General features: G+C 65.3%; 19 protein-coding genes. 7 read left to right on the forward strand and 12 right to left on the reverse strand.

Translation table 11 applies throughout. The features are described from left to right. Positions 1 to 10: 10 nt before the first annotated feature. The 8 genes from JQ604_RS29650 to JQ604_RS29685 form a co-directional block, all read right to left on the reverse strand. Positions 11 to 1,051: an alpha/beta fold hydrolase gene (locus JQ604_RS29650; protein ID WP_212364236.1), complete on the reverse strand. Its 1,041-nt coding sequence runs from the start codon at positions 1,049 to 1,051 to the stop codon at positions 11 to 13. A gap of 24 nt (positions 1,052 to 1,075) precedes the next feature. Continuing rightward, a complete protein-coding gene (locus JQ604_RS29655; RefSeq protein ID WP_212364237.1) occupies positions 1,076 to 2,404 on the reverse strand; it encodes a dicarboxylate/amino acid:cation symporter in 1,329 nt (442 codons plus the stop codon). 90 nt (positions 2,405 to 2,494) lie between these two features. Then, positions 2,495 to 3,199: a glutathione S-transferase family protein gene (locus JQ604_RS29660; RefSeq protein ID WP_212364238.1), complete on the reverse strand. Its 705-nt coding sequence runs from the start codon at positions 3,197 to 3,199 to the stop codon at positions 2,495 to 2,497. 99 nt (positions 3,200 to 3,298) lie between these two features. Further along, entirely contained in the window at positions 3,299 to 5,011 is a 1,713-nt protein-coding gene (locus tag JQ604_RS29665) for a dihydroxy-acid dehydratase (protein ID WP_212364239.1), read from the reverse strand. 175 nt (positions 5,012 to 5,186) lie between these two features. Continuing rightward, positions 5,187 to 5,531, reverse strand: a complete 345-nt coding sequence (locus JQ604_RS29670) for a Lin0512 family protein (protein ID WP_212364240.1) — start codon at positions 5,529 to 5,531, stop codon at positions 5,187 to 5,189. A gap of 113 nt (positions 5,532 to 5,644) precedes the next feature. Continuing rightward, entirely contained in the window at positions 5,645 to 7,231 is a 1,587-nt protein-coding gene (locus JQ604_RS29675; RefSeq protein ID WP_212364241.1) for a hypothetical protein, read from the reverse strand. Between the two features lie 10 nt (positions 7,232 to 7,241). Then, positions 7,242 to 9,104, reverse strand: a complete 1,863-nt coding sequence (locus JQ604_RS29680; RefSeq protein WP_212364242.1) for a hypothetical protein — start codon at positions 9,102 to 9,104, stop codon at positions 7,242 to 7,244. A 263-nt stretch (positions 9,105 to 9,367) separates the two neighbouring features. After that, positions 9,368 to 10,060 carry a GNAT family N-acetyltransferase gene (locus JQ604_RS29685; protein ID WP_212364243.1) on the reverse strand — a complete coding sequence of 231 codons (693 nt, stop codon included), beginning with the start codon at positions 10,058 to 10,060 and terminating at the stop codon, positions 9,368 to 9,370. A 168-nt stretch (positions 10,061 to 10,228) separates the two neighbouring features. Here JQ604_RS29685 and JQ604_RS29690 point away from each other — a divergent pair, with 168 nt between their 5' ends. The 3 genes from JQ604_RS29690 (at position 10,229) to JQ604_RS29700 (ending at position 13,089) form a co-directional block, all read left to right on the forward strand. Continuing rightward, the gene (locus JQ604_RS29690) at positions 10,229 to 10,585 is read left to right on the forward strand and encodes an MmcQ/YjbR family DNA-binding protein (protein ID WP_212364244.1); all 357 of its coding nucleotides are present in this window, start codon (positions 10,229 to 10,231) and stop codon (positions 10,583 to 10,585) included. A gap of 139 nt (positions 10,586 to 10,724) precedes the next feature. Further along, positions 10,725 to 12,320: a tyrosinase family protein gene (locus tag JQ604_RS29695; protein ID WP_212364245.1), complete on the forward strand. Its 1,596-nt coding sequence runs from the start codon at positions 10,725 to 10,727 to the stop codon at positions 12,318 to 12,320. Between the two features lies 1 nt (position 12,321). After that, a complete protein-coding gene (locus tag JQ604_RS29700; RefSeq protein ID WP_212364246.1) occupies positions 12,322 to 13,089 on the forward strand; it encodes a DUF2182 domain-containing protein in 768 nt (255 codons plus the stop codon). Here JQ604_RS29700 and JQ604_RS29705 read toward each other — a convergent pair. Beyond that, complete coding sequence (locus JQ604_RS29705) at positions 13,031 to 13,603, reverse strand: histidine phosphatase family protein (protein WP_212364247.1); 573 nt, start codon at positions 13,601 to 13,603, stop codon at positions 13,031 to 13,033. The genes JQ604_RS29700 and JQ604_RS29705 overlap by 59 nt on opposite strands. Before the next feature lie 116 nt (positions 13,604 to 13,719). Next, positions 13,720 to 14,178: an SRPBCC family protein gene (locus tag JQ604_RS29710; RefSeq protein ID WP_212364248.1), complete on the reverse strand. Its 459-nt coding sequence runs from the start codon at positions 14,176 to 14,178 to the stop codon at positions 13,720 to 13,722. Positions 14,179 to 14,263: 85 nt separating this feature from the next. Between JQ604_RS29710 and JQ604_RS29715 the strand changes: the two genes are divergently transcribed. Next, complete coding sequence (locus tag JQ604_RS29715; RefSeq protein ID WP_212364249.1) at positions 14,264 to 15,370, forward strand: adenylate/guanylate cyclase domain-containing protein; 1,107 nt, start codon at positions 14,264 to 14,266, stop codon at positions 15,368 to 15,370. Positions 15,371 to 15,458: 88 nt separating this feature from the next. On the opposite strand, the gene JQ604_RS29720 is transcribed toward JQ604_RS29715, so the two are convergent. After that, positions 15,459 to 16,331 carry a LysR family transcriptional regulator gene (locus JQ604_RS29720; RefSeq protein ID WP_212364250.1) on the reverse strand — a complete coding sequence of 291 codons (873 nt, stop codon included), beginning with the start codon at positions 16,329 to 16,331 and terminating at the stop codon, positions 15,459 to 15,461. A 147-nt stretch (positions 16,332 to 16,478) separates the two neighbouring features. Continuing rightward, positions 16,479 to 17,030 (reverse strand): carboxymuconolactone decarboxylase family protein, encoded by a 552-nt coding sequence (locus tag JQ604_RS29725; RefSeq protein WP_212364251.1) that lies wholly within the window; start codon positions 17,028 to 17,030, stop codon positions 16,479 to 16,481. A gap of 181 nt (positions 17,031 to 17,211) precedes the next feature. Between JQ604_RS29725 and JQ604_RS29730 the strand changes: the two genes are divergently transcribed. The 3 genes from JQ604_RS29730 to JQ604_RS29740 are packed head-to-tail and all read left to right on the forward strand — an operon-like array spanning position 17,212 to position 21,081. Next, positions 17,212 to 18,600: an SWIM zinc finger family protein gene (locus tag JQ604_RS29730; RefSeq protein WP_212364252.1), complete on the forward strand. Its 1,389-nt coding sequence runs from the start codon at positions 17,212 to 17,214 to the stop codon at positions 18,598 to 18,600. Beyond that, positions 18,593 to 20,008, forward strand: coding sequence for a DUF5691 domain-containing protein (locus JQ604_RS29735; RefSeq protein ID WP_212364253.1), 1,416 nt, complete (start codon positions 18,593 to 18,595; stop codon positions 20,006 to 20,008). Before JQ604_RS29730 ends, JQ604_RS29735 begins: the two co-directional genes overlap by 8 nt. Continuing rightward, on the forward strand, positions 20,005 to 21,081 hold the full coding sequence (locus tag JQ604_RS29740; RefSeq protein WP_212364254.1) for an AAA family ATPase: 1,077 nt from the start codon (positions 20,005 to 20,007) through the stop codon (positions 21,079 to 21,081). Before JQ604_RS29735 ends, JQ604_RS29740 begins: the two co-directional genes overlap by 4 nt. Positions 21,082 to 21,086: the final 5 nt, after the last annotated feature.

Here is a 21,086-nt window from a genome sequence, read left to right on the forward strand (position 1 = left end):
CGGCACGCGATTACCCTTCGGCGATATCGATGATCGCCTGCGCAAAGGCCTGCGGCGCCTCCTGCGGCAGGTTGTGGCCGATACCGCCGGTCAGCGTGCGATGCTCGTAACGGCCCGAGAACTTCTTCGCATAGGCACTCGGCTCCGGATGCGGCGCGCCGTTGGCGTCGCCCTCCATCGTGATGGTCGGCACTGCGATCACAGGCGCCTGCGCCAGCGTTGTCTCGAAGGCATCATACCTGGCTTCGCCTTCGGCCAGACCGAGCCGCCAGCGATAATTGTGGATCACGATCGCGACATGATCGGGATTGTCGAAGGCCGCCGCGCTGCGGTCGAAGGTTGCGTCGTCGAAATTCCACTTCGGCGAGGCGATCTGCCAGATCAGCTTTGAGAAGTCGTGGCGGTACTTCTCGTAGCCCTCGCGGCCGCGCTCGGTGGCGAAATAGAACTGGTACCACCATTGCAGCTCGGCCTTCGGCGGCAGCGGCATTTTGCCCGCCTGCTGGCTGCCGATCAGATAGCCGCTGACCGAGACCATCGCCTTGCAGCGCTCCGGCCAGAGCGCCGCCATGATGTTGGCGGTGCGCGCGCCCCAATCATAGCCGCCGAGAATGACCTTCTCGATCTTCAGCGCGTCCAGCAGCGCGATCATGTCGGCGGCGACCGCGACCGGCTGGCCGCTGCGCATCGTGTCTGAAGACAGGAAGTGCGTGCTGCCATAGCCGCGGATGTGAGGCACGATGACGCGATAGCCCGATGATGCCAGCGCCGGCGCAACATCGGCATAGCTGTGGATGTCGTAGGGCCAGCCGTGCAGCAGCAGCACGGCCGGACCATTCGCGGGCCCCATCTCGACATACCCGACATTGAGCACACCGGCGTCGATCTGCTTCAGCGGACCGAGCGAGGTGTGCGCGCCGGCCTTGACCTCCGGCAGCGCGGGCTTCGATTGCGCAGAGGCAAATCCGATGATGCCCAGCCTGTCCGCGAGGAGCGCGCCGCCCGCAACGCCGAGGAAGCGGCGGCGCCCGCGATCGATAAATTGAAACATGGAGGTCTCCTGTCGTGCTTGGGATCAGCGGCCCGCCCCAGGCTCCAGGGCCTCGCCGAGCTCGAGTGGATGCGCCATGGTCTCGTGCAGCGCGTCCTTGTCGAGTTCGCCCTCGGACAGGCTGATCACGATGCAGGCGACGCCGTTGCCGATCAGATTGGTCAGCGCGCGGCATTCGCTCATGAACTTGTCGATGCCGACCAGGATCGCAATCGACTGGATCGGGATGTCAGGCACGATCGACAGCGTGGCGGCCAGCGTGATGAAGCCGGCGCCGGTGACGCCGGAAGCGCCCTTCGAGGTGATCATGGCGATGCCGAGAATGCCGAGCTCCTGCCAGATCGTTAAGTGGGTGTTGGTGGCCTGCGCCAAGAACAGCGTCGCCAGCGTCATGTAGATGTTGGTGCCGTCGAGATTGAAGCTGTAGCCGGTCGGGACGACGAGGCCGACCACCGAGCGCGAGGCGCCGAGATGCTCCATCTTCTGGATCATCTGCGGCAGCACCGTCTCCGACGACGAGGTGCCGAGCACGATCAGCAGCTCGTCCTTGATATAGGCGATGAAGCGGATGATCGAGAAGCCGGCGAGCCGCGCGATCGAGCCGAGCACGATCAATACGAACAGGATGCTGGTGAGATAGAAGGTGCCGATCAGCGCCGCCAGATTCAGCAGCGAGCCGAGGCCATAGGCGCCGACCGTGAACGCCATCGCGCCGAACGCACCGAGCGGGGCGACGCGAACGATGAGACGGATGATGCCGAAGAACATCTTTGCGGCCTTGTCGATCGCAGCCGCGATCGGCTCGCCCGGCTTGCCCATCAGGGCGATGGCAAACCCTGATAGAATCGAGATCAGCAGCACCTGCAAGAGGTCGCCGCGCGCCAGCGCGCCGAAGAAGCTGTCGGGGATGATCGCCATCAGATGTTGGACGATGCCCTGCTCCTTGGCCTGCGTGACATAGGTCGAGACCGATTTGGCGTCGATCGTGGACGGATCGATGTTGAAGGAGCGGCCCGGCTGCAGCACCTCGCCGACCAGGAGGCCGACGGCCAGCGCCACCGTCGAGACCGCCTCGAAATAGATCAGCGCCTTCAGGCCGACGCGGCCGACGCGCTTGAGATCGCCCATCGAGGAGATGCCATGCACCACGGTGCAGAAGATCACCGGCGCGATCATCATCTTGATCAGCGCGATGAAGCCGTCGCCGAGCGGCTTGAGCGCCTTGCCGAGATCGGGGTTGAGATAGCCGACCAGGATGCCCAGCACGATCGCGATCAGCACCTGGACGTAGAGGATCTTGTACCAGGGCTGATGATGGGGACGGACGGCAGGCTGGATCGCGTCTGATGTCATGTGATCGTCCCCCCAGCTTTTTTGGTGGCGCCATCTTGGGATACCGACGGCGCCACCGACAATCACAACTTCGTATTCAGGTCATCATATTCACGGCCGCTTCGGGATGTTGAGCCCGCGCTCCACCGCCGGCCGCTTCAGCCCGCGCACGAGCCAGGCGGCAACGTCCCTGAACTGATCGAACTCGACGAGCTCGCGTGCGCCGTAGAAGCCGATCAGGTTGCGCACCCAGCCGAGCGAGGCGATGTCGGCGATGGTGTACTCGTCATCCATGATCCACTGCCGGCCCTGTAGCCGCGTCTCCAATACGCCGAGCAGGCGCTTGGACTCGGCGACGTAGCGCTGCAGCGGGCGCTTGTCTTCATAATCCTTGCCGGCGAATTTGTGGAAGAAGCCGACCTGGCCGAACATCGGCCCGATGCCGCCCATCTGGAAGTGCACCCACTGGATGGTCTCCCAGCGCCGCGCAGGATCCTGCGGCAGCAACTTGCCGGTCTTCTCGGCAAGGTACTGCAGGATCGCACCGGACTCGAACAGGCCAAGCGGCTTGCCGCCGGGACCGTTGGGATCGAGGATCGCGGGGATCTTGCCGTTCGGATTGAGCGACAGGAACTCCGCCGTCTTCTGGTCGTCCTTGCCGAAGTCGACGAGATGCACCTCGTAGGGCAAGCCGATCTCTTCCAGCATGATCGAGACCTTCACGCCGTTCGGCGTCGGCAAGGAATAAAGCTGGAGGCGGTCGGGATGCTGGGCAGGCCAGCGTTTTGTAATCGGGAATTGGGACAGATCGGACATTAGCGGTCTTTGCCTGGTTATTGTTGAGGGGCTAATCTACGAACGACATCGTCAGCCGCAAGGGCCATTCGGTCATGGATGATCGGATCGCGCACCCTCTCAGAGCACGCAGCCATAATGCGCCGACGACACCAGGCGGGTGTATTTGTCATGCACCGAGCCCCGCCTGATATCGCGATCCGGCGCACGCCACGCGGCCATCCGCTTGGCGATCTCCTCAGCGGACAGCTCGACATTCAAGGTGCGCGCCACGGGATCGATCACGATGGTGTCGCCGTCGCGCACCGCGGCGATCGGACCGCCCCGCGCGGCTTCCGGCGAGATGTGTCCGATCAGGATGCCGTGCGAGACGCCGGAGAAACGGCCGTCGGTGATCAGCGCGACGTCGTCGCCGAGGCCGCGGCCCTGCAGCTGGATGGTCAGCATCACCATCTCGGGCATGCCGGGTCCGCCGACCGGGCCGACATTGCGTACCACGATGACAGTGCCGGGCTTGATCGTGCCGGCGCGGATCGCGGCCATGGTGTCGGCCTCGGAATCGAACACCCGCGCGGTGCCGCGGAAGGTGCCGTTGTCGAGCGTCTTGCCTGACAGCTTCAGCACGCAGCTTTCCGGCGCGATGTTGCCCTTGAGCACGCTGATGTGACGGTTGGGCGGCGCGACCGGCTTTGCCACCGGCGAGACGATCTGCTGCAACGGGATCTGCTCCAGCGTCGGCACGTCGGCGAGGTTTTCCGCCAGCGTCTTGCCGGTCACAGTCATGACGTCGCCATGCAGCAGGCCGTTGCGCAGCAACTCCTTCATCACGATGGGCACGCCGCCGATCGCGTGCAGGCTGCCCATTGCGAACGGACCGTGCGGCTGCAGATTGGCCAGCAGCGGGATCCGCTCGCCGACCGCCTGGATCCGATCGATGGTGATGGGCATCTGCGCCTCGCGCGCCACCGCCAGCAGATGCAGATACATGTTGGTCGAGCCGCCCATCGCATAGACGGTCGCGATCGCATTCTCGAAGGCGCGCTCGGTCATGATGTCGCGCGGGCGGATGCCGGCCGCCATCAGGCGATACAGCGCGTCAACCGAGGCGCGCGCCTGCGACCGGACGTCGGCGTGGATATCCTTGCCCGCGCCGTAATCGGCCGGATGGGAAGCGCCGTGCGGCAGCATCATGCCGATCGCTTCCGCGATCGTGCTCATGGTGTTGGCGGTGAACATCGCGCCGCAAGTGCCGCTGCCCGGCATCACGTTGCGCTCGATCTCGGTCAGCTCATCGGCAGAGATGCGGCCGGCCTCATGCGCCGCGCGGCCTTCGGCATAGTCCATGATGGTGAGGTTGTCGCCCTTGGCGGCCCAGGCGCCGAACGACACCCGCCCCGGCGAGGAGGTGCCGGGATAGAGCACCAGACCGAACGCATTGGTCCGCGCCAGCGGCATCAGCGCGGCGGCGCCGGTCTTGTCGCAGCCGGAGATCACGATCATGGCGTCGCCATGGTGAGCGTAGTGGCCGATCTCGAAGCAGTCGGCGACGACGTCGCGCGATGCGAGGCTGTAGCCGGCGGTCGGCGTGCCCTGGGTCAGCGCGTCAGACACCGCCGGCGCGCCGACGATCAGCCCCAGCCCGCCGCGTTCGGCGAGCAGTTCGACCAAAAGGTCGCTGATCGCGCGCACGCGATTGTTGCAGCGATGCGCGTTGGTGTAGGCGCTGGCGATCGTGACCACGGCGCTGGCCTTCGCCGCGCGGTCGGGTTCGAAGCCGGCAGCGCGAAGTTCGACCCGCGCGTTCTTCCAATAGGCGCTGCTGTCCTCGACCACGGTGGTGTCTCCCTTTTTAGTTTGTTGTGTCACTAGATCGCAAAGATCGTAGGGTGGGCAAAGCGACTTGTCCGCCGAAGCCTTGGCGAAGGCGGAAGCGTGCCCACCATCGCGAGCACGCCGTGAATGGTGGGCACGGCGCTTCGCGCCTTTGCCCACCCTACGCATCTACGCATCATTTGCCGTCGTCAAAACTCACGATCACGGCCGCGTTCGCGATCAGGATCGGATCATTGCCGATATCAGAGGGGATTTCGAGCCCACCGGCGATCGCCTTCACCGTCTTGGTCCCATACGGCAGTTCCTTCGCGATCGCTGCGGTATCGACATCCTCGGGATTCGGCACCGCGATGGTGACATCGACGAACATGTCGTTGGCGGTCTTGCCGAGCATGCGGAAGAAGCCGAGGCTGGAGTGACGGATCGCATCGGAGACCGCGCGCCTGGCGGCTTTGGTGGCATCGCGGCCGTGGACGTCGACGCCCATGCCCATCTCGGTGATACAGCGCACGCGTGTCATGAAATTACCTGCGGGGTTGGAGGAAGCCTGCATCCTCCTTCGACCGTGGCAGGCGCGACGTCAAGTCATGAGACCGCGATCCGCGGCCTCGTTCCGCTATCCGGCTCTTCCGCTCAAGACGGTAGAGCGAGCGCGAGCTCGCACCAGAGCGGATCGCTGGAATTGCTTTCATAGGTCAATTTGAAGATAGCATCCTTGAAGCTGTCCTTCTCCGCGGCGACATTGCCATCGCCGCGCAGGATCCGGCCCTTGGTGCGCTCATTCAGACGGGAATAGAGATCGCCATACGGCATCGCCCATCCATTGGGCGAGCTCCTGGTCTTCTGCTCATGCGCGGTCTCCTCGACGACCGGGATCATTGCGCACAGACGCGGATCGGTCATCAGTTCCAGGCCGCGCTCGCGAAGCGTGGCGTTGTGGCTGGCATGATGTCCGACCTTGTAGAACACTGCGCGCGCCAACAGCTCTTCGACCTTCAGGCGGGGGCCGTCCTTGACCTCGTCGGCCGGGTAGGTCTGGTCACCCCAGGAGAGCCAGTTGCCGACCTGCGCGTCACCGGGGAACAGCAGGATCCGCTTGTCGGACAGTTCGAGCGCCAGCGCCAGCGAGGTATTATTGACGTCACCATCGATCTTGAGCGCAAGGTCTTCCGCGCTGCCCAACCATTCGGCATCGATCCGACGGTACGCGTCATGGGCGTTCCTGTAGAGCTGGAAGACGGGATCCTTCTTCAGGCTCTTCGCGTTCCCTGCTCTGCTCCCGGGCTTGGCATTCGCGTCGTAGGGGCGCCGGTGCAGACTTACGAATGGCTGATCGCCAAAATCCGACCGGCCGTCCTTGCCGTGAATCGCGGCCAATCCGCTGACAGTCTCGACATCTTCACCACGCGCCAGATAAACCTCGCGCGCGGCCCCCTTCGACGGATCGAGCTGACGCAGCAGCTTGTCGTTGTCGCGCGGTGGGCCAAGGACATAGGCACGAAAGCCATCCTTCACCCCCCAGCGGACGACCTCGCCGGGCTTCAGGAACGCGACGTTGCCCGCGCCTGCCTTCTGCCGCAGCCATTCCAGCACGGCCTCGCAGCTTGCTCTGCCGGGAAGCGCGCCGTCCGCGGCGAGCGCAACGCCATTCTTGAGGTGATCGGGACCGCCATAGAACTGCAGGAGATTGTTGACCGTCGCGATCTCTGAGGTGGCGGCCAAACGGGAATTCTGCGCCAGTGCCGTCAACGCTGCCAGCGCCTTGCCCTTCTTGTTCCGGTAGCCGTTGGCGACCTTGTCGGTGCGATCCTCGGTCCAGGCCATCCAGACCCGGCCGATCTTCAAATTCGCGAACACATCCTTCGCAAAGATGAATCCGGACAGATGATCGAAATGCTCGTGCGTGGCGACCACGAGATCGAGCGAGCCGCCGCAATCCTTCATGAAGGCCGTTGCGGCGGCGACGATCCGCCCCTTGCCGCGGGATGTCGACGGCTTGGCGGCGGCGGTGCCGATGCATTGCAGCACGCCGCAATCGATCAGCATCTTGAAGGCGTCGGGGCCCTGCTTGTGCTGAACGAAAAAGAAGTCGCCGAGCAAACCCCGGTACATCCTGATCGATACCTCGCCACCGGCCGCGCCCGCCCCCTGTGGCGACGATGGCGGGATCGTCGGCGGCGCCGTCCCAGCCTTTGCTTTCCTGACCCTGGCCTTCTTCATTGCCTGCCCCTCACTGGCCGCGATGCGCCATCGCAAACGGCTCGACCACGCGCTGTCCGGGGCCGGCCGTTAGATAGGTGAAACCGAAGCCATCCGGCTGCAGCAACAAATCGCGCTGATCGCTCAACCGCTGCGCGTCATCAATGCGCTTGCGCATGATGTAGCGCAGACGATTTTCCCTGAGATCGATGATCAGGGTCGCGCCGCCACGGAAAATGAAATCCGGTTTGGGCTTGCGCCCGCCGGCATCGACCTTCGCTTGCACGTCGGCATCAAGATATCCCCGCCGCCGCTGCGTCACCTCGATGACAAGCTGGCGAACGTCCTGGCCGTCGGGTCCGCTCCGGCGCGTCGTCCGCACGCTGTGAACCTCGACCGCCGGCCCGCCGTCCCAGCTCTCGAAAATGCTTTCGCGGCCCTTCGGCATCACGAAGTACACGCCGAGCGCCTCTTCCCATCTGCGGTCGATCTTCGGCTGCTTCGGATCCGGCTGGACCAGCCAATTCCAGACCTTGCGGCGATTCTGCTCCGAGCTTTCAATGATCGCATCGCGGCTATAGTGCGGGACAAGATCGAGGTCGATCTCCTCGATGTCGTCGATCTCCAGCGGGTTCTTGTCGAGCATCTGCTCGGGACTCTCCCACAGCAGATTTTCGGGAGACATCGACAGACACTCTTCGACCAGAATGCCACGGCGGCGGAACGCTTCCGTGAAAGCGATACGGTAGTTGTAGGTGTCGTTGGGGACGAGATCATTGTCCGCAGTGATGATCCCGCGGAGGAATTCGCTGAACTTCACGTCGACCGGCGGCATGTAATCCAGCGCGCGGATGCACATCCGCAGTACGTGGTCGGCCGATTTGACGGCTTCGCGCGTCAGTCGCGCCGCGAGATCGGCATCGAGGCGCTTGCCTTGCCCGCGCTCGACGCCGCCGATGCGCAGCAGATCTTCGGTCCGCTTGGCGTAGATGGTCAGGAACGCATCGAACACCGCCGCGACCAGGATCGCACCGCGGTCATGGCATTCGGTGGTTTTTGCAAGCAGGTCCGGATCGGGAGCGGAGCCGACATACTGGCGCAGCGACTGACGACCTGTCGTCCCGGCCGCGAACTGGCTCGCCAGTCCGCTCAGGACGGAGGCGTGTGTTTCGAGCGCTCCCCCCTTGTCCTGGATGTGCGCGTAGACGGCCTCGCTCAGCGTAAAATGGGAGAACAGGGCTACGATGTCGGCAAAGGCCTCATGAAATGCGAGACTGTCCACACCGGTCGCCTCCGCATAGCGGCGGTGCAGGCCGTCCAGCACGGCGTGGGTCGTTTCATGCGCGATGATGTCGTGGGACAGCGCCGTGAAGATCCAGCTCGCACCCGCCGAGGCATTGGCGCTGCGGAAATATCCAAACAGCAACGCGCGCTTTTCCCGGCTGTAATACGCATTGGCCTCGCGGAGCGCATGCGGATAGACCCGCAGCCGCTTCACCGGGACATACCGCCGGTTCTCCCAGCGCGGTGCCCAGATGATCTTTCGTCCGAGTGCGCGCTCAAACAGGCGAATGACCTTCATCGCGACCGCAAACACCATCTGCTGATGGAATTGCGGGTTGCCCTCGGTCGGCGTCAATCCGTCCTGGGCAAGCAGATGCGGATCGTTGAGATTGACCGCTTCGTAGAACTGGCCGCTCGCCGGATCGACATCGATGACCTCGAGATATTCGTTGACCGGGCCGACGTCGAGCGGCTCTTCCCAGCTCTCCTCCCAGGGCAGCGCGACCGTGGCGTAGGCATAACCGATCGATCCCAGCGTGCTCGCCGTCTGCGGATCGAATGCATAGACGCGCAGCTTGCGCACCGATGGTGGGGGATAGGAGGACGTCATGCCGTGCTGCCCTACAAACATGAGCGGCGAGCGGCACCAGGAGGCCCAGGCCGAAAGCAAACGGCCGACGAAATAAATTAGTCTGAAACGCTTCTGGTGTCGCAACCTCTCGATCTCTGATCCTCGCACGTGCCCAACACTGATCGCAACTCCTGATTTAGTGGCCCGACGACACGCCCTGTCTGGGGATGCGCGGCAGATTGCCGCCTCGGGCCGGCATCGCCAGCCGGTGGGTCGCTTCCGAAGGAGCGCCCCCTGTTCCCTCAACTCAGCTTCTGCAGCACCGTGACATGCAGCCGGCGACGGATCTCCATGCCCTGGCGGCGATAGAGCGCGATCGCGGAGGTATTGCTGGTGAAGACATGCAGGAACGGAATCTCGCCGCGCGCCACGATCTGCCTGGCGACCGCCGATAGCAGCGCCTGCGCATAGCCGCGACCGCGATGTTCGGGATGGACACAGACCGCCGTCATCTCGGTGTAGTTGCCCGGCGTCATCCGCTCGCCGGTCATCGCCACCAGTCTCCCGTCGACGCGGATGCCTAGGAAGGTGCCGAGTTCATGGGTCCGCGCGCTGAATGGTCCGGGCCTCGTCAGCTCGGTCAGCGCCATCATGTCGGGAACGTCGCTCACGCCAAGCGTGCCGATCTCGACGCCAGGCAGCGAGAACTCAGAGGGCGTGCCGATCATCTGCTCGCCGGTCTCGGCCAACAGGACCTTGAAGAACGGTGGCGCCGTGACGGCCTCCGGCGTGAACAGCACCGCGATCTCCGGCCCCGTCATCATCGCCGCGAGCGCGGCAAAGCTCCGCTCGGAGATGTCGACCATATCGGCAAAGGGTGCGATCGCCGTCGGATAACGTAGCGCCTCGGCGCCGCCTTCGGCCAGGCCGCGCTGCCGCGTCGTCAACGCGCTCCAGATCGGACGGTCCAGCGGATGGGATGACGGATCGGACATGGGGCAATCGACTCCTGCTCTCGATGTCGAAGAGAGCAGCAACGGCAAGCAAAATCCAGCCGGGCCGCCTCACGATCACGCCAGCCGCCATCACGGGAATTTCAAGCCGGCCGCCGGACCGCGCCGGACAGGCTTGTCTCGGGCCGAACGGTCGGCCTATGAAGCGGCATGAGTCCCAAACTCTTCGAAAAGCACTGCCTGCGCCTGCCGCATGCGACCAAGATCGTGCAGTGGGAAGGCACGTCGGTGTTCAAGGTCGGCGGCAAGATGTTCGCGATCGCCGGCGGCTTCATCGAGAGCTTTGGCGGCGGCTTCATGTTCAAGACCTCGGACATGGCCTATGCGATGCTGATCGAACAAGGCCTTGCTCGTCCGGCGCCGTATCTTGCGCGTGCCAAATGGGTGCAACTGGTCAGCAATGATGCCCTGCCCGATCGTGAACTTGTGGGATATCTCATACAGGCGCACGCACTGATTGTGGCAAGACTGACGCGCAAGTTGCGCAAGGAACTCGGGCTCGCCTGATTGGATCACAGCACGTCGCCGCACCGTTCGATCACGCAGATGCGACGAGCATTCGATCACTCTTAGGTTGCAATGATAATTATATTCACCTAGCCTGCCTCCATTGCCAGCAATCCATTTGGAACCGGGAGAGCGCGTCATGCCGCACGTCCGTCGCAATGTCTGGACCCTTCCCGCCGACGACAAGACCCTCGAATGGTACGGCAAGGCGGTTGGGGCGCTGAAGCAACGCCCGATCACCGATCCGACGAGCTGGTGGTCGCTCGGCGCCATCCACGGCATCGATGTCGACATCTGGCAGGGCTTTAATTTCATCAGCGCCACCACGCCGCTGCCGCCGGTCAGCATGCAGAACACGCTGTGGCGTCAGTGCCAGCACATGACCTGGTACTTCCTGCCCTGGCATCGCGGCTTCGTCTCAGCCTTCGAGCAGATCGTCCGCGATGCCGTGACAAAGCTCGGCGGTCCCGATGACTGGACGATCCCCTATTGGGACTATTCCGATACGGACGAGGCCCGCGAACTGCCGCGGGCGTTCGCGAAACCGACGCTGCCCGACGGGAGTCCGAACTTCCTGCACGTGAAGCAGCGCTACGGCGCCGTTCAGTTTCCCAACGTGCAGAACCCGATCAAGCTCGATCCGCGCGCCGTTGCGGTCGCTGCCACGCTGGCGGAGAACTTCTTCGAGGGCACGGCCGATGGCGGCTCCGCCGGCTTCGGCGGGGTCAAGACACCGTTCTCGCATGGCGACAGCGACGGCACGTTCGGCGTGCTGGAAACCACGCCGCATGGCGGCGTGCACGTGCTGGTCGGTGGCGGCTTCAGGGGCAACCAGCTGAGCCAGAACCCGCTCGAGCTCGGCTTGATGACCAATCCCGATACCGCGGCGCTCGATCCGATCTTCTGGCTGCATCACGCCAATATCGACCGGCTCTGGAACGTCTGGCTGCGGCAGATCCGGCGGCCGGGCATGCCGGCGGACGCATTCAAGAACCCCACGGATACCGATTGGCTCGAAGGTCCGAGCGACCGGAAGTTCGTCATGCCCGGCATCGACGGCGTGCTGCACAAATACAACGCCCAGGACATGCTCGATACCAAGGCGCCCGGCCTCGATTACGTCTATGATGACGATGCGGTCGCGCCGCCCCCGGTCACCACCCTTTCCGCCCGGCTGGAATCGCTCGGGGTGGCCCCGGCCCGCGCCTCCGAACTTGCAGGAGCCGTCACAATGGCACCACCGAAACCGGCCGAGCTGCTCGGCGCCAATGCCGGCACGGTCCGCATCGACAGCGATGTCGTGGAATCTCCCGTTCGCCTCGACGAGGGACAGCGCCAGCGTCTGTCGGCAAGCCTCCAGGCCAACAACCTCGCGGCCGCCGCGAAGCAGCCCGATCACGTCTATCTCCGGCTGGAGAACATCAAGAGCCCGACCGACGCCGGGATGTTCTACGTCTATGTCAACCTGCCGCAAGGCGCCGACCCCGAACAGCATCCCGATCATCTGGCGGGCACGGTCTCGATGTTCGGCGTCAGCAAGGCCAGCAAGCCGCAAGGCCCGACCGGCGGCAACGGCGCCTCGGCGTCGTTCGACATCACGCCGATCGTCGACCGGCTGCACACGCAATCCGCGCTCGGCAACGAGTTGAAGGTGCAACTGGTGTCCGCGGTGCCCGGCACCGGCAGCGGCGATGTCTCGATCGGCCGCATCAGCGTGTACCGCCAGGGGCACTGAGATGCCCGCGCTGCAGGTCGCATGGCAGGCCGTGAAGCGGCTGCCTGCACCGCTGCTTGCGGCGACTGCGGCCGGATGGACGGTGCTTGCGCTTCGCGAGAGCAGCGCGTCGTTGCCGGCGTTCTGTCTTTCCGGCGACACGCTCTCGGGCAACATCGCGGCGTTGACGCGGCTGCCCGATCTTGCGCTGATGCTGCTGGCGATGATGCCGCCATTGCTTGCTTCACCGCTGCAGCATGTCTGGCGGCGCAGCCTGACGCGGCGGCGCGGCCGCGCCATCGCGCTGTTCGTCCTGGGCTATGTCGCAATCTGGCTTGCCGTCGGCGTGCTGCTGGTCACGGCATCGCTGGTCCTCGCCGCTGCCACCGCTTTACCGGCTATCGCGATCGGCGCACTGATCGCGCTCGGTTGGCAGGCGACGCCCCTCAAGCAAGCCAGCCTCAATCTCTGTCATCGCCGTCCGGCGCTCGAAGCCTTCGGCATTCGCGCCGAGATCGATGCGCTCGTCTATGGCACCACCCACGGCATCTGGTGCGCCGGCGCGTGCTGGTCCCTGATGCTGCTGCCGCTCCTGGCCGGCGGGCCGCTGCACTGGGTGTTGATGCCGATGGTGATGCTCATCGCGATCGTCGAACGCGCCCGCGCACCGCAGCCGATGCGATGGAATGCCGCCTGGCCGCGGTTGCGTGTTGGCCGCGAGGTCCGCGCGCTCAACTATCGAGCGGCTTGTCGGAATCCCCCGACAGCAGTTTTGGAAACAGCTCCTTGAAGCTGAATTTGTCGTCGTCCTCGGCGCGATCGAATCGCAGCACGACGTCGAACCGGCTGCCGTTCCATTTTTTGGGCGGCGTGCCCTTGCTGACGGGAATGCGCGGGATGATGTCCGAGATGATCGCCTTGTGCTCCCAGCAGATCAGCACGACGCCGCTCAGGCCGAGCACCTCGTCCATCAAGCCCTTCTCGTTGCCCTTGCCGAACCCCTCGTTCGCCGTGAGCTTGCGGCGGTCCGCGAGCGGCAGGATGGTTTCGGCCGGACGGCGGCTCGGCCCCTGGTTCGGATCAAGCTCACCGCCGGGTGTCGCGGCGTAGATCGCATCCGGCTTGGCGTAGTCGCTTCCGCCAAAGTGCGTGCCGAACAGGCTCGCCCAGGCGCCGGCACGCTGCCAGCCGCGAAGGACGAGCGATTCCTTGTCCTCGACGCCATCGACCATGAAACCCGGCCCCGGAAAGTCCTCGCCCGGCTTCTCGGCATGACGGATGACGTAGAGCGTGAGCGCGTCCATCTCGACCTCGCAGACCTGTGTTCGACAGCATGATGGGCTTCGCCGACCCTACCAAGGCAGTCTGCGCCATACAATCAAAACAGTGTGTGGCCGATATGATCTACCTTAGGGCGATCTCAGGTCTTGTGTGACGCGCCACGGTCAGGGCCGGGATCGCGCCCTGCGGCACGCTCGGTCAGGCGGCTGAGATAATGCGCCCAGCCGCGCTCGTGGCTGGCGCGCTGGGCTTCGCTCGGCAGGCCGCTATGGGTCATGCGCATCAGGGTGCCGCTGTCCTTGTCGATCAGGTCGATCTCGATCAGGCTCGATCCCGGCGGCACCTCGTCGCTGCCGTCCCAGCCGAAGCTGTAGGCGAGCCGATGCACCGGCACCACCTCGCGGAAGGCGCCGCGCGCAGTGCGCTGATGGTCGCCGCCGACGCCCTTGAGCAGATAGAGCCCGCCTGCATGCGGCTCGGTGGTGGCCTCCAGCCCCATCCAGCTGATGATCTTCTGCGGATCGGTCAGGAAAGCGAACACGGTCGCTGGCGGTGCCGCGATCTGCATCTCGCGACGGACCACGAATTGCTCAGGCATCGATCAACTCCTCCCGATGGCGGCGTCACGCAATAGGTAGGGATAGCGCGTGACAATGGTAGGGCGCGGGCGCCATGATGATGCAATGCAATCGCCGTTCCCACTGTCCCCCACCTTGTCCTGGCTCGTCGATTCCGCCGCGAAGACCGCGCGTGCCGACCGCTTCCTGGCGGAATTGGGTACCCATCTGCTCGCCGACGGTCTGCCGCTGGCCGACGGCACGCTCACGCTCGAGGTTCCGCATCCCCTGATCGCCCGCCGCAGCTGGATATGGCGCGCTGCAAGCGGCGAGGTCATCGAGGCGTTGGGATTTGCGCCGGAAGCCCCCGCGATCGAACCGGGCGCGATGCAGCCAGGTGGCGGCAACCGTCCCCTGCTCGCCGGCTTTGCCGCCGGTCCGGTTCATGTCGACACCATCGGATCAGCGCAAGGCGCGCCGACCCTAAGCTGGACCGGATCGCGCCCGTTTACGCCCGAGGAGAGCGCTGCCCTGCATCAGGCTGCACGCTTCGCCGCCGCGCCGCTTGCGGTGCTCGCCGCGCGCGCGACGCTGACGGCGACGGTGGAAGCCTATCTCGGCAAGCGCACCGCCGCGCGTGTGCTCGGCGCGCCGCTCCGGCGCGATATCGGCGAGACCATTCAGGCTGCCCTGCTCTACGCCGATCTGCGCGGCTTCACCGCGCTGTCCGAAGATCATCCGCCGGCGGAAGTCATCCTGGCGCTCGATGCGTGGTTCGACCGCATCGCCGGCGCGATCCATGCCTTCGGCGGCGAGGTGCTGAAGTTCATCGGCGACGGCCTATTGGCGATCTTTCCCGTCACCGGCGGCGCGCCGCGCAATGCGTGCGAGTCCGCCTTGCGCGCGATCACGGCGACCCGCGCGGGCATGGCGCATCTCGACCAGGAGCGGCGCGCCAAGGGATTGCCGCCGCTGTCGTTCGGCGCGGCGCTGCATCTCGGCGAAATCCTCTGGGGCAATATCGGCGCCGCCGACCGGCTCGACTTCACCGCAATCGGCCGGGCGGTCAATCTGGTCAGCCGGCTGGAAGGGTTGTGCAAGCCGCTCGGCAAATCGGTGCTCGTCTCGGGCGCGCTGGCGGCCGAGACCGAGATGCCTCTCATCGCGCTCGGCACTCACGAGTTGCGCGGGATCGCAACACCCTGCGAGGTGTTCGCATTGCCGGACGATTGAGCATGATCCGGAAAAGTGTGGAGCGGTTTTCCCTCGCGACAAACGCCGAAGGCGTTTGCGCGGAGATCATGCTCAAAAAAAGAGAGCGTTAGCGTCCCAGCCGCTCCTGCAAAAACTCGATGAAGCGCTGCGCCTTGGCCGGCACGATGCGCGTCTCCGTGATGGCATAGACGGGGACCGGGGCGCCGTGCCAGCGCTGCAGCACGCGGCGCAGGCGGCCGCTCGAGAGATCATCGGCGACGATCTCCTCCGCCAGCAAGGCGATGCCGAGGTCGAGCGTCGCCAGACGGCGGATCATGTTGACGCTGTTGAGCGTGAAGCGGCCGTCGACGGCGACCTCGACCTTCTTGTTGCCGTCGTCGAGCGTCCAGTGGTCGGCGCGCGGCATGCACAGGCAGTCATGGGTCGCCAGATCGCTCGGCTCCTTCGGCTCGCCGGCGCGGGCGAGATAGCGCGGCGAGGCGTAGAAATAGCGCGGCATGCGCGCCAGCTGGCGCGCGAACACACCGGAATTGGTGATCTCCTCCATGCGGATCGCGACGTCGAAGGATTCGGCGGCGACATCGACCCGCCGCGGCGTCAGGTCGAACTCGAAGCGGATGGCGGGGTAGCGCTGGGCGAATTCGGCGACCAGCGGCGTCAGATAGATGGTGGCGAAATCGACCGGCAGCGAGACGCGCAGTGTGCCGTTCGGCTGCGCCAGCGTCTCGGAGAGCTGCTCATGCGCCAATCTCGCCTCGGCGACAATCCGCTTGCAGCGCTCGAAATAGAGCTGGCCGGCCTCGGTCAGCTCGATCTTGCGGGTGGTGCGGTTCAGCAGCCTGAGGCCAACCGCCTTTTCCAGCGCATTGACCCGCCGTGAGACCGTCGAGTTCGGCATGCCGATCGTCTCGGCCGCGCGCCGGAAGCTCCTCGCCTTCACGACCTCGACGAAGAGGCCCATGTCGTGCAGATGTTCCACGCCGATTGCTCCATCGGTGGATCAGTACACCTCAGCGCGACACGGTTTATCCCAATTCTCGGATTCTGGCCAATGGCTCAAGCTGGGGCAATGGCCATGCTGCACTGCCCACCAACAGCATTCGGAATGCAGACCGGCGGCCCGGCGCTACTCCGCCGCCTCGCGGTGCGGCACGCCCTGCTCGATGTCGAATTGCAGAATATCGTTGAAGCGGTTGAAGGCGCCGCACAGCGCGATACGCCAGGTCAGTTCGACGATCTGCGCCTCCGAGAAATGCGCACGCAGGCGATCGAAGATCTCGTCGCGGGTCTTGTTCCAGTTGTTGGTGACGGCGATCGAATACTCGACCACGAGCTTGTCGAGATCATCGAGCTCGGGATGATCCTTGGTGTCGAGCAGGCGCGCCGCGCCCTCCTCCGACACGCCCTGCACCTTGAGCTTCGGCGCATGATGCGAGACACAATAGTCGCATTTGTTGAGCAGCGACACCGTCACCAGCGCGAGCTCGAGATGACGCTTCGATACCACAGCCTCATCGGCGAGATCGACCAGCAGCGACCACATATGCTTGAAGATCGGCGGCCGATGCGCCATCACGCCCGCCTGATTCTCGAATGCGCCATAGGTCGTCATCTTGTCCCACAGCGGCTGGAGCGCGGGCGGCAGATCGGCCCTGGTTTTGATCGAAACGCGCGACATCGGTGTCATCCCTCAATGGAAATCGACGAGGATGCTGCCATATTTGGGAAGACTTGGCACCGCGCCACGGGAATGGCTGGGCTGTCGAGACCCACACGCTGCGGTTTCATGGTGGTGGCGACATTGAGCTTTCATTGCCGGCCGATATACTGCCGGTCCGGGATTCGATTGGGACCGCTGCGTGGCGATTGATCTAAAGACGATCGAGCAACTCGCCACCGACCAATCCTCGCTCAAGGCGGCGGCGGGGCTTGCCAAGCCGGCCAAATGGTCGGGGCTCGGGATGAGCCCTGATGGCGCGCTGGCGTGGGGCGAGTGCGCGGGCTCCGGCGCCAATCCCTATCGCGTGATGGCCGATCTGCGCGACCTCGGCAACAAGTGCACCTGCCCGTCGCGAAAATTTCCCTGCAAGCATGTGCTCGGCCTGCTGTGGCTGAAGGCCGAGGCAAAGGCGCCATTCCCATCGGCCGAGACACCGCCCTGGGTCAGCGACTGGCTCGGGCGGCGGCGCAGCAGCGGCGGTGCGCCCAAAGCCCCCGCCCCCAATGCTCAGCCTGCCGGCGACAAGGATGTCAGCGCGGCACAACTTGTCGAGCCGGAAGCGGCCGACGATCCCAAGGACATCGCGCGGCGCGAGGCTGCTGCCGCAAAACGCAGCGAGGACACCGAGCGCGCGATCCTGGATGCACTCGACGCGCTCGAGCAATGGATCGGCGATCAGCTGCGCATGGGACTTGCGCCCTTCATCGACGATGTGACCGCGCGGTGTCGGCGCATCGCCGCGCGCCTGGTCGACGGCAAGGCTGCGGTGCTCGCAGGGCGGATCGACGAGCTGCCCGGTCGTCTGCTCGCGCTCCCCGCAGGCGACCGCCCACGCGGCGCCGTGGTCGAGCTCGGCAAGCTGGTGCTGCTGGCGCGCGCCTTCCGCGCCAGCCCGCGCGACGCCGCGCTTCGCCGTGCCGTCGCCGCCTCGGAAACCCGCGACGCCGTGCTCGCCGGTCCGGAGACGCTGCGCGTGCCGTCGCAGTGGGAGGTGCTGGCCGAACAGGTTCAGACCCGCCGCGACGGCCTGGTGTCGCAGACCACGTGGCTGCTCAATCTCAGCGAGGCCGGTCCACGCTTTGCGATGCTGCTCGACTTCTTCCCGGCAAGCGCAGGGCGCCGCGGCTCCGTGTTCGCACCTGGCGAGCGATTTCGGGGTGAGCTTGCTTTCTATCCTGCGCAGCAGCCGCTGCGGGCGCTCCTGATCTCGCGCGACACGGCGGCTGATGCCACGTCGTGGCCGACACCGGAGGCCGCGCTCACCGACACATTGTCCGCGCCGCTGCTCGCCGAACCCTGGACGCTGGATATCCCGGTGCTGCTGCCGGCGGGACGGATCGCGCGCGACGACGCCGGGCATTCGTGGTGGCGGTCGGCCGACGGCTCGACCACGCTGCCGGTCGCCGGCAGTGCCGAGGGCCTGCTGTGCGGCACCGATCTCGAACGAACCGCCGCCATCTGGTCCGGCAATCGCCTTACCATCCTGGCTGCGCAGACGCGCTGGGGACGGATCGACGGCCATGACTGACGCGATCTTCGACACGATGGGCGCGGTCCTGACACGCTGGACGATGGGATCGGCCGCAGCGCCTGCCGCTGCGATGTGGCGTGACGAGCTCGGCAATGAGCCGGCGGAAGCGGAGCTGCGTTTGCTCGCCCTGTCGGGCCAGTTCCTTGGTGTTGCGGTCACGGCCGAGCCACCGGCGACGCTACATGTGCTGCCTGATATCCCTACCCTTGCATTGCCGACCGTCCCCGATGCGCTTCGGTCTTTGGTCCGTCGAATCTTGACGGCCAACAAGGACGCGCAATCCCGAACCGAGCTGATCCACTTCCTCGCCGCGCGCGGCTTCACCACGCATCCCGCCGACTGGATGCCCGCGGCTGCTGACGATGACGCCCCCGATGTGTACGCCTCGTGGCGCGACTGGGCCGACATCGCAGCCGCCAACGCCGTCAGCCGGCAGCCGATCGGCGACCTCATCACGGCGCAGAACTGGGACGACTTTTGGCCGGCCGCCCGCAAGGTCGCGCTGACAGCGCTGCGGCGGCGCGATCCGGCTGCGGCTCGCGCCGTCATGGAGGCCAAGCTCGGGCAGGAGAATGCTGATGTGCGGCTCCGCCTCTTGGCGCTGCTGTCTGATGAACTGTCCGACGGTGACGCTGCCTTCCTCGAAGGGCTCGCGGCGAACGATCGCGCGTCCAAGGTCAAGGCGCTCGCGACATCGCTGCTCGCGCGCCTCGGCCATGCCGCCTCGCCAGGTGAGGATACCGCCGAGCTTGCGGGGTTTTTCAGCGTCAAGACAAAGGGCCTGCTGCGTCGTTCGCGCGTGATCCAGTTCGAGAACACCAAGACGGCAGCGCAGCTGCAGCGCCGGCAGACCTTGTTCGACGGCGCGGATGTCACTTCGCTCGCCACGGCCCTCGGCCTGACGCCGCAGGAGCTAGTCACGATCTGGAGCTGGGGCGAGGACAAGGCCGCCGACGTCGGCCTGGTCAACGCCATCGTGCAAACCGGCACCGATGCGCTGGTTGCGGCGGCCGCCGACCTCGTGGCCGAGCAAGGCAGGATCAACATCGTGCTGACGCTGGTTCCGCGGCTCGCGCCAAGCCAACGGGCAAGGCGGACCGAGACGGCGCTGCGCGCAAGCGAGCTGCGCTTCGAGATCGCGAAGCTGATCGCAGGGCCGGCCGCGCGGCTCGACGATCCGCTGGCGGCACCGGCAGGCACGGCACTCATCACAGCCCTCCGCCGCGACGATGCGAAGCCGTCGGACCAGGCAGTCGAGCTGCACGCGCTCGGCCTGATCGTCTCGCGCGCGGCAGCGCGGCAGATCCTGGATCGATTGACCGGCGCGGGCCTGCTGCAGGGCGACCCGCGCCTCGACATGCTGCGGCTCAACGCCGCGTTGGACGACAATGGAGCAAAGCCATGAGCGAAAAACTGCGATTGCCGGCCGAGCAAAGCTATGCGGCCGAGCTGAAGGCGCTCGCTGCCGATGGTGGTCACCGCCCGCCCGGCTGGGCGCTGTCGCCGCGCCAGGTCGTGACCTATCTGATGGGCGGCAAGGCCGCCGACGGAACCGTGATCACGCCGAAATATGTCGGTGACAAGCGGCTGATCGAAACTGCGGTCGCGACACTCGCCACTGATCGCGCGCTGCTGCTGCTCGGCGTGCCCGGCACCGCGAAGTCGTGGGTCTCCGAGCATCTCGCAGCAGGGATCACCGGCGACTCGACGATGGTCATCCAGTGCACGGCCGGCACTGATGAGAACCAGATCCGCTATGGCTGGAACTATGCCCAGTTGCTCGCGCACGGCCCGAGCCGCGATGCGCTCGTCCCCACCCCACTGATGCGCGCGATGGAGAATGGAAAACTCTGCCGCTTCGAGGAACTGACACGGATGGGCAGCGATGTGCAGGACACGCTGATCACCGTGCTGTCGGAAAAGATGATGCCGATCCCGGAGCTTAATACCGCCGTCTATGCGCAGCGCGGCTTCAACATCATCGCCACCGCCAACAACCGCGACAAGGGTGTCAACGAATTGTCCTCGGCGCTGAAGCGGCGCTTCAACGTGGTCGTTCTGCCATTGCCCGACAATGCCGAGCAGGAAGTCGCGATCATCGTCAAGCGCGTCGGCGAGATGGCGCAGAATCTCGATCTGCCGGCGCCGAAGAACGTCGCCGAAGAGGTCGCGCGCGTCGTCTCGATCTTCCGCGAGCTGCGCTCGGGGACCACCGAGGACGGCAAGGTCGCGCTGAAATCGCCCTCCGGCGGCCTGTCGACCGCGGAAGCGATCGCGGTGATGATCGGCGGGATCAGCCAGGCGACATTCTTCAACGACGGCCGATTGACCCCGGAGACGCTTGCCAGCAACATGATCGGCGCGGTCGTGAAGGATCCCGTGCAAGATACGGCGGTGCTCGGCGAATATCTCGAGACCGTGCTGAAGAAGCGGCGCGGCTATGAAGGCTACTACGCGTCCCTCACTGACCTGATCTGACAAGC

Origin of the sequence: Bradyrhizobium jicamae (assembly GCF_018130695.1) — a bacterium.
GTDB classification, from domain to species: Bacteria; Pseudomonadota; Alphaproteobacteria; order Rhizobiales; family Xanthobacteraceae; genus Bradyrhizobium; species Bradyrhizobium jicamae_B.

What these genes read in the sequence shown, in the direction of transcription:
- JQ604_RS29650 (WP_212364236.1), bottom strand. Translation starts at nt 1,051, where the DNA reads ATGTTTCAATTTATCGATCGCGGGCGCCGCCGCTTCCTCGGCGTTGCG.
- JQ604_RS29655 (WP_212364237.1), bottom strand. Translation starts at nt 2,404, where the DNA reads ATGACATCAGACGCGATCCAGCCTGCCGTCCGTCCCCATCATCAGCCC.
- JQ604_RS29660 (WP_212364238.1), bottom strand. Translation starts at nt 3,199, where the DNA reads ATGTCCGATCTGTCCCAATTCCCGATTACAAAACGCTGGCCTGCCCAG.
- JQ604_RS29670 (WP_212364240.1), bottom strand. Translation starts at nt 5,531, where the DNA reads ATGACACGCGTGCGCTGTATCACCGAGATGGGCATGGGCGTCGACGTC.
- JQ604_RS29675 (WP_212364241.1), bottom strand. Translation starts at nt 7,231, where the DNA reads ATGAAGAAGGCCAGGGTCAGGAAAGCAAAGGCTGGGACGGCGCCGCCG.
- JQ604_RS29680 (WP_212364242.1), bottom strand. Translation starts at nt 9,104, where the DNA reads ATGACGTCCTCCTATCCCCCACCATCGGTGCGCAAGCTGCGCGTCTAT.
- JQ604_RS29685 (WP_212364243.1), bottom strand. Translation starts at nt 10,060, where the DNA reads ATGTCCGATCCGTCATCCCATCCGCTGGACCGTCCGATCTGGAGCGCG.
- JQ604_RS29690 (WP_212364244.1), top strand. Translation starts at nt 10,229, where the DNA reads ATGAGTCCCAAACTCTTCGAAAAGCACTGCCTGCGCCTGCCGCATGCG.
- JQ604_RS29695 (WP_212364245.1), top strand. Translation starts at nt 10,725, where the DNA reads ATGCCGCACGTCCGTCGCAATGTCTGGACCCTTCCCGCCGACGACAAG.
- JQ604_RS29700 (WP_212364246.1), top strand. Translation starts at nt 12,322, where the DNA reads ATGCCCGCGCTGCAGGTCGCATGGCAGGCCGTGAAGCGGCTGCCTGCA.
- JQ604_RS29705 (WP_212364247.1), bottom strand. Translation starts at nt 13,603, where the DNA reads ATGGACGCGCTCACGCTCTACGTCATCCGTCATGCCGAGAAGCCGGGC.
- JQ604_RS29710 (WP_212364248.1), bottom strand. Translation starts at nt 14,178, where the DNA reads ATGCCTGAGCAATTCGTGGTCCGTCGCGAGATGCAGATCGCGGCACCG.
- JQ604_RS29715 (WP_212364249.1), top strand. Translation starts at nt 14,264, where the DNA reads ATGCAATCGCCGTTCCCACTGTCCCCCACCTTGTCCTGGCTCGTCGAT.
- JQ604_RS29725 (WP_212364251.1), bottom strand. Translation starts at nt 17,030, where the DNA reads ATGTCGCGCGTTTCGATCAAAACCAGGGCCGATCTGCCGCCCGCGCTC.
- JQ604_RS29735 (WP_212364253.1), top strand. Translation starts at nt 18,593, where the DNA reads ATGACTGACGCGATCTTCGACACGATGGGCGCGGTCCTGACACGCTGG.
- JQ604_RS29740 (WP_212364254.1), top strand. Translation starts at nt 20,005, where the DNA reads ATGAGCGAAAAACTGCGATTGCCGGCCGAGCAAAGCTATGCGGCCGAG.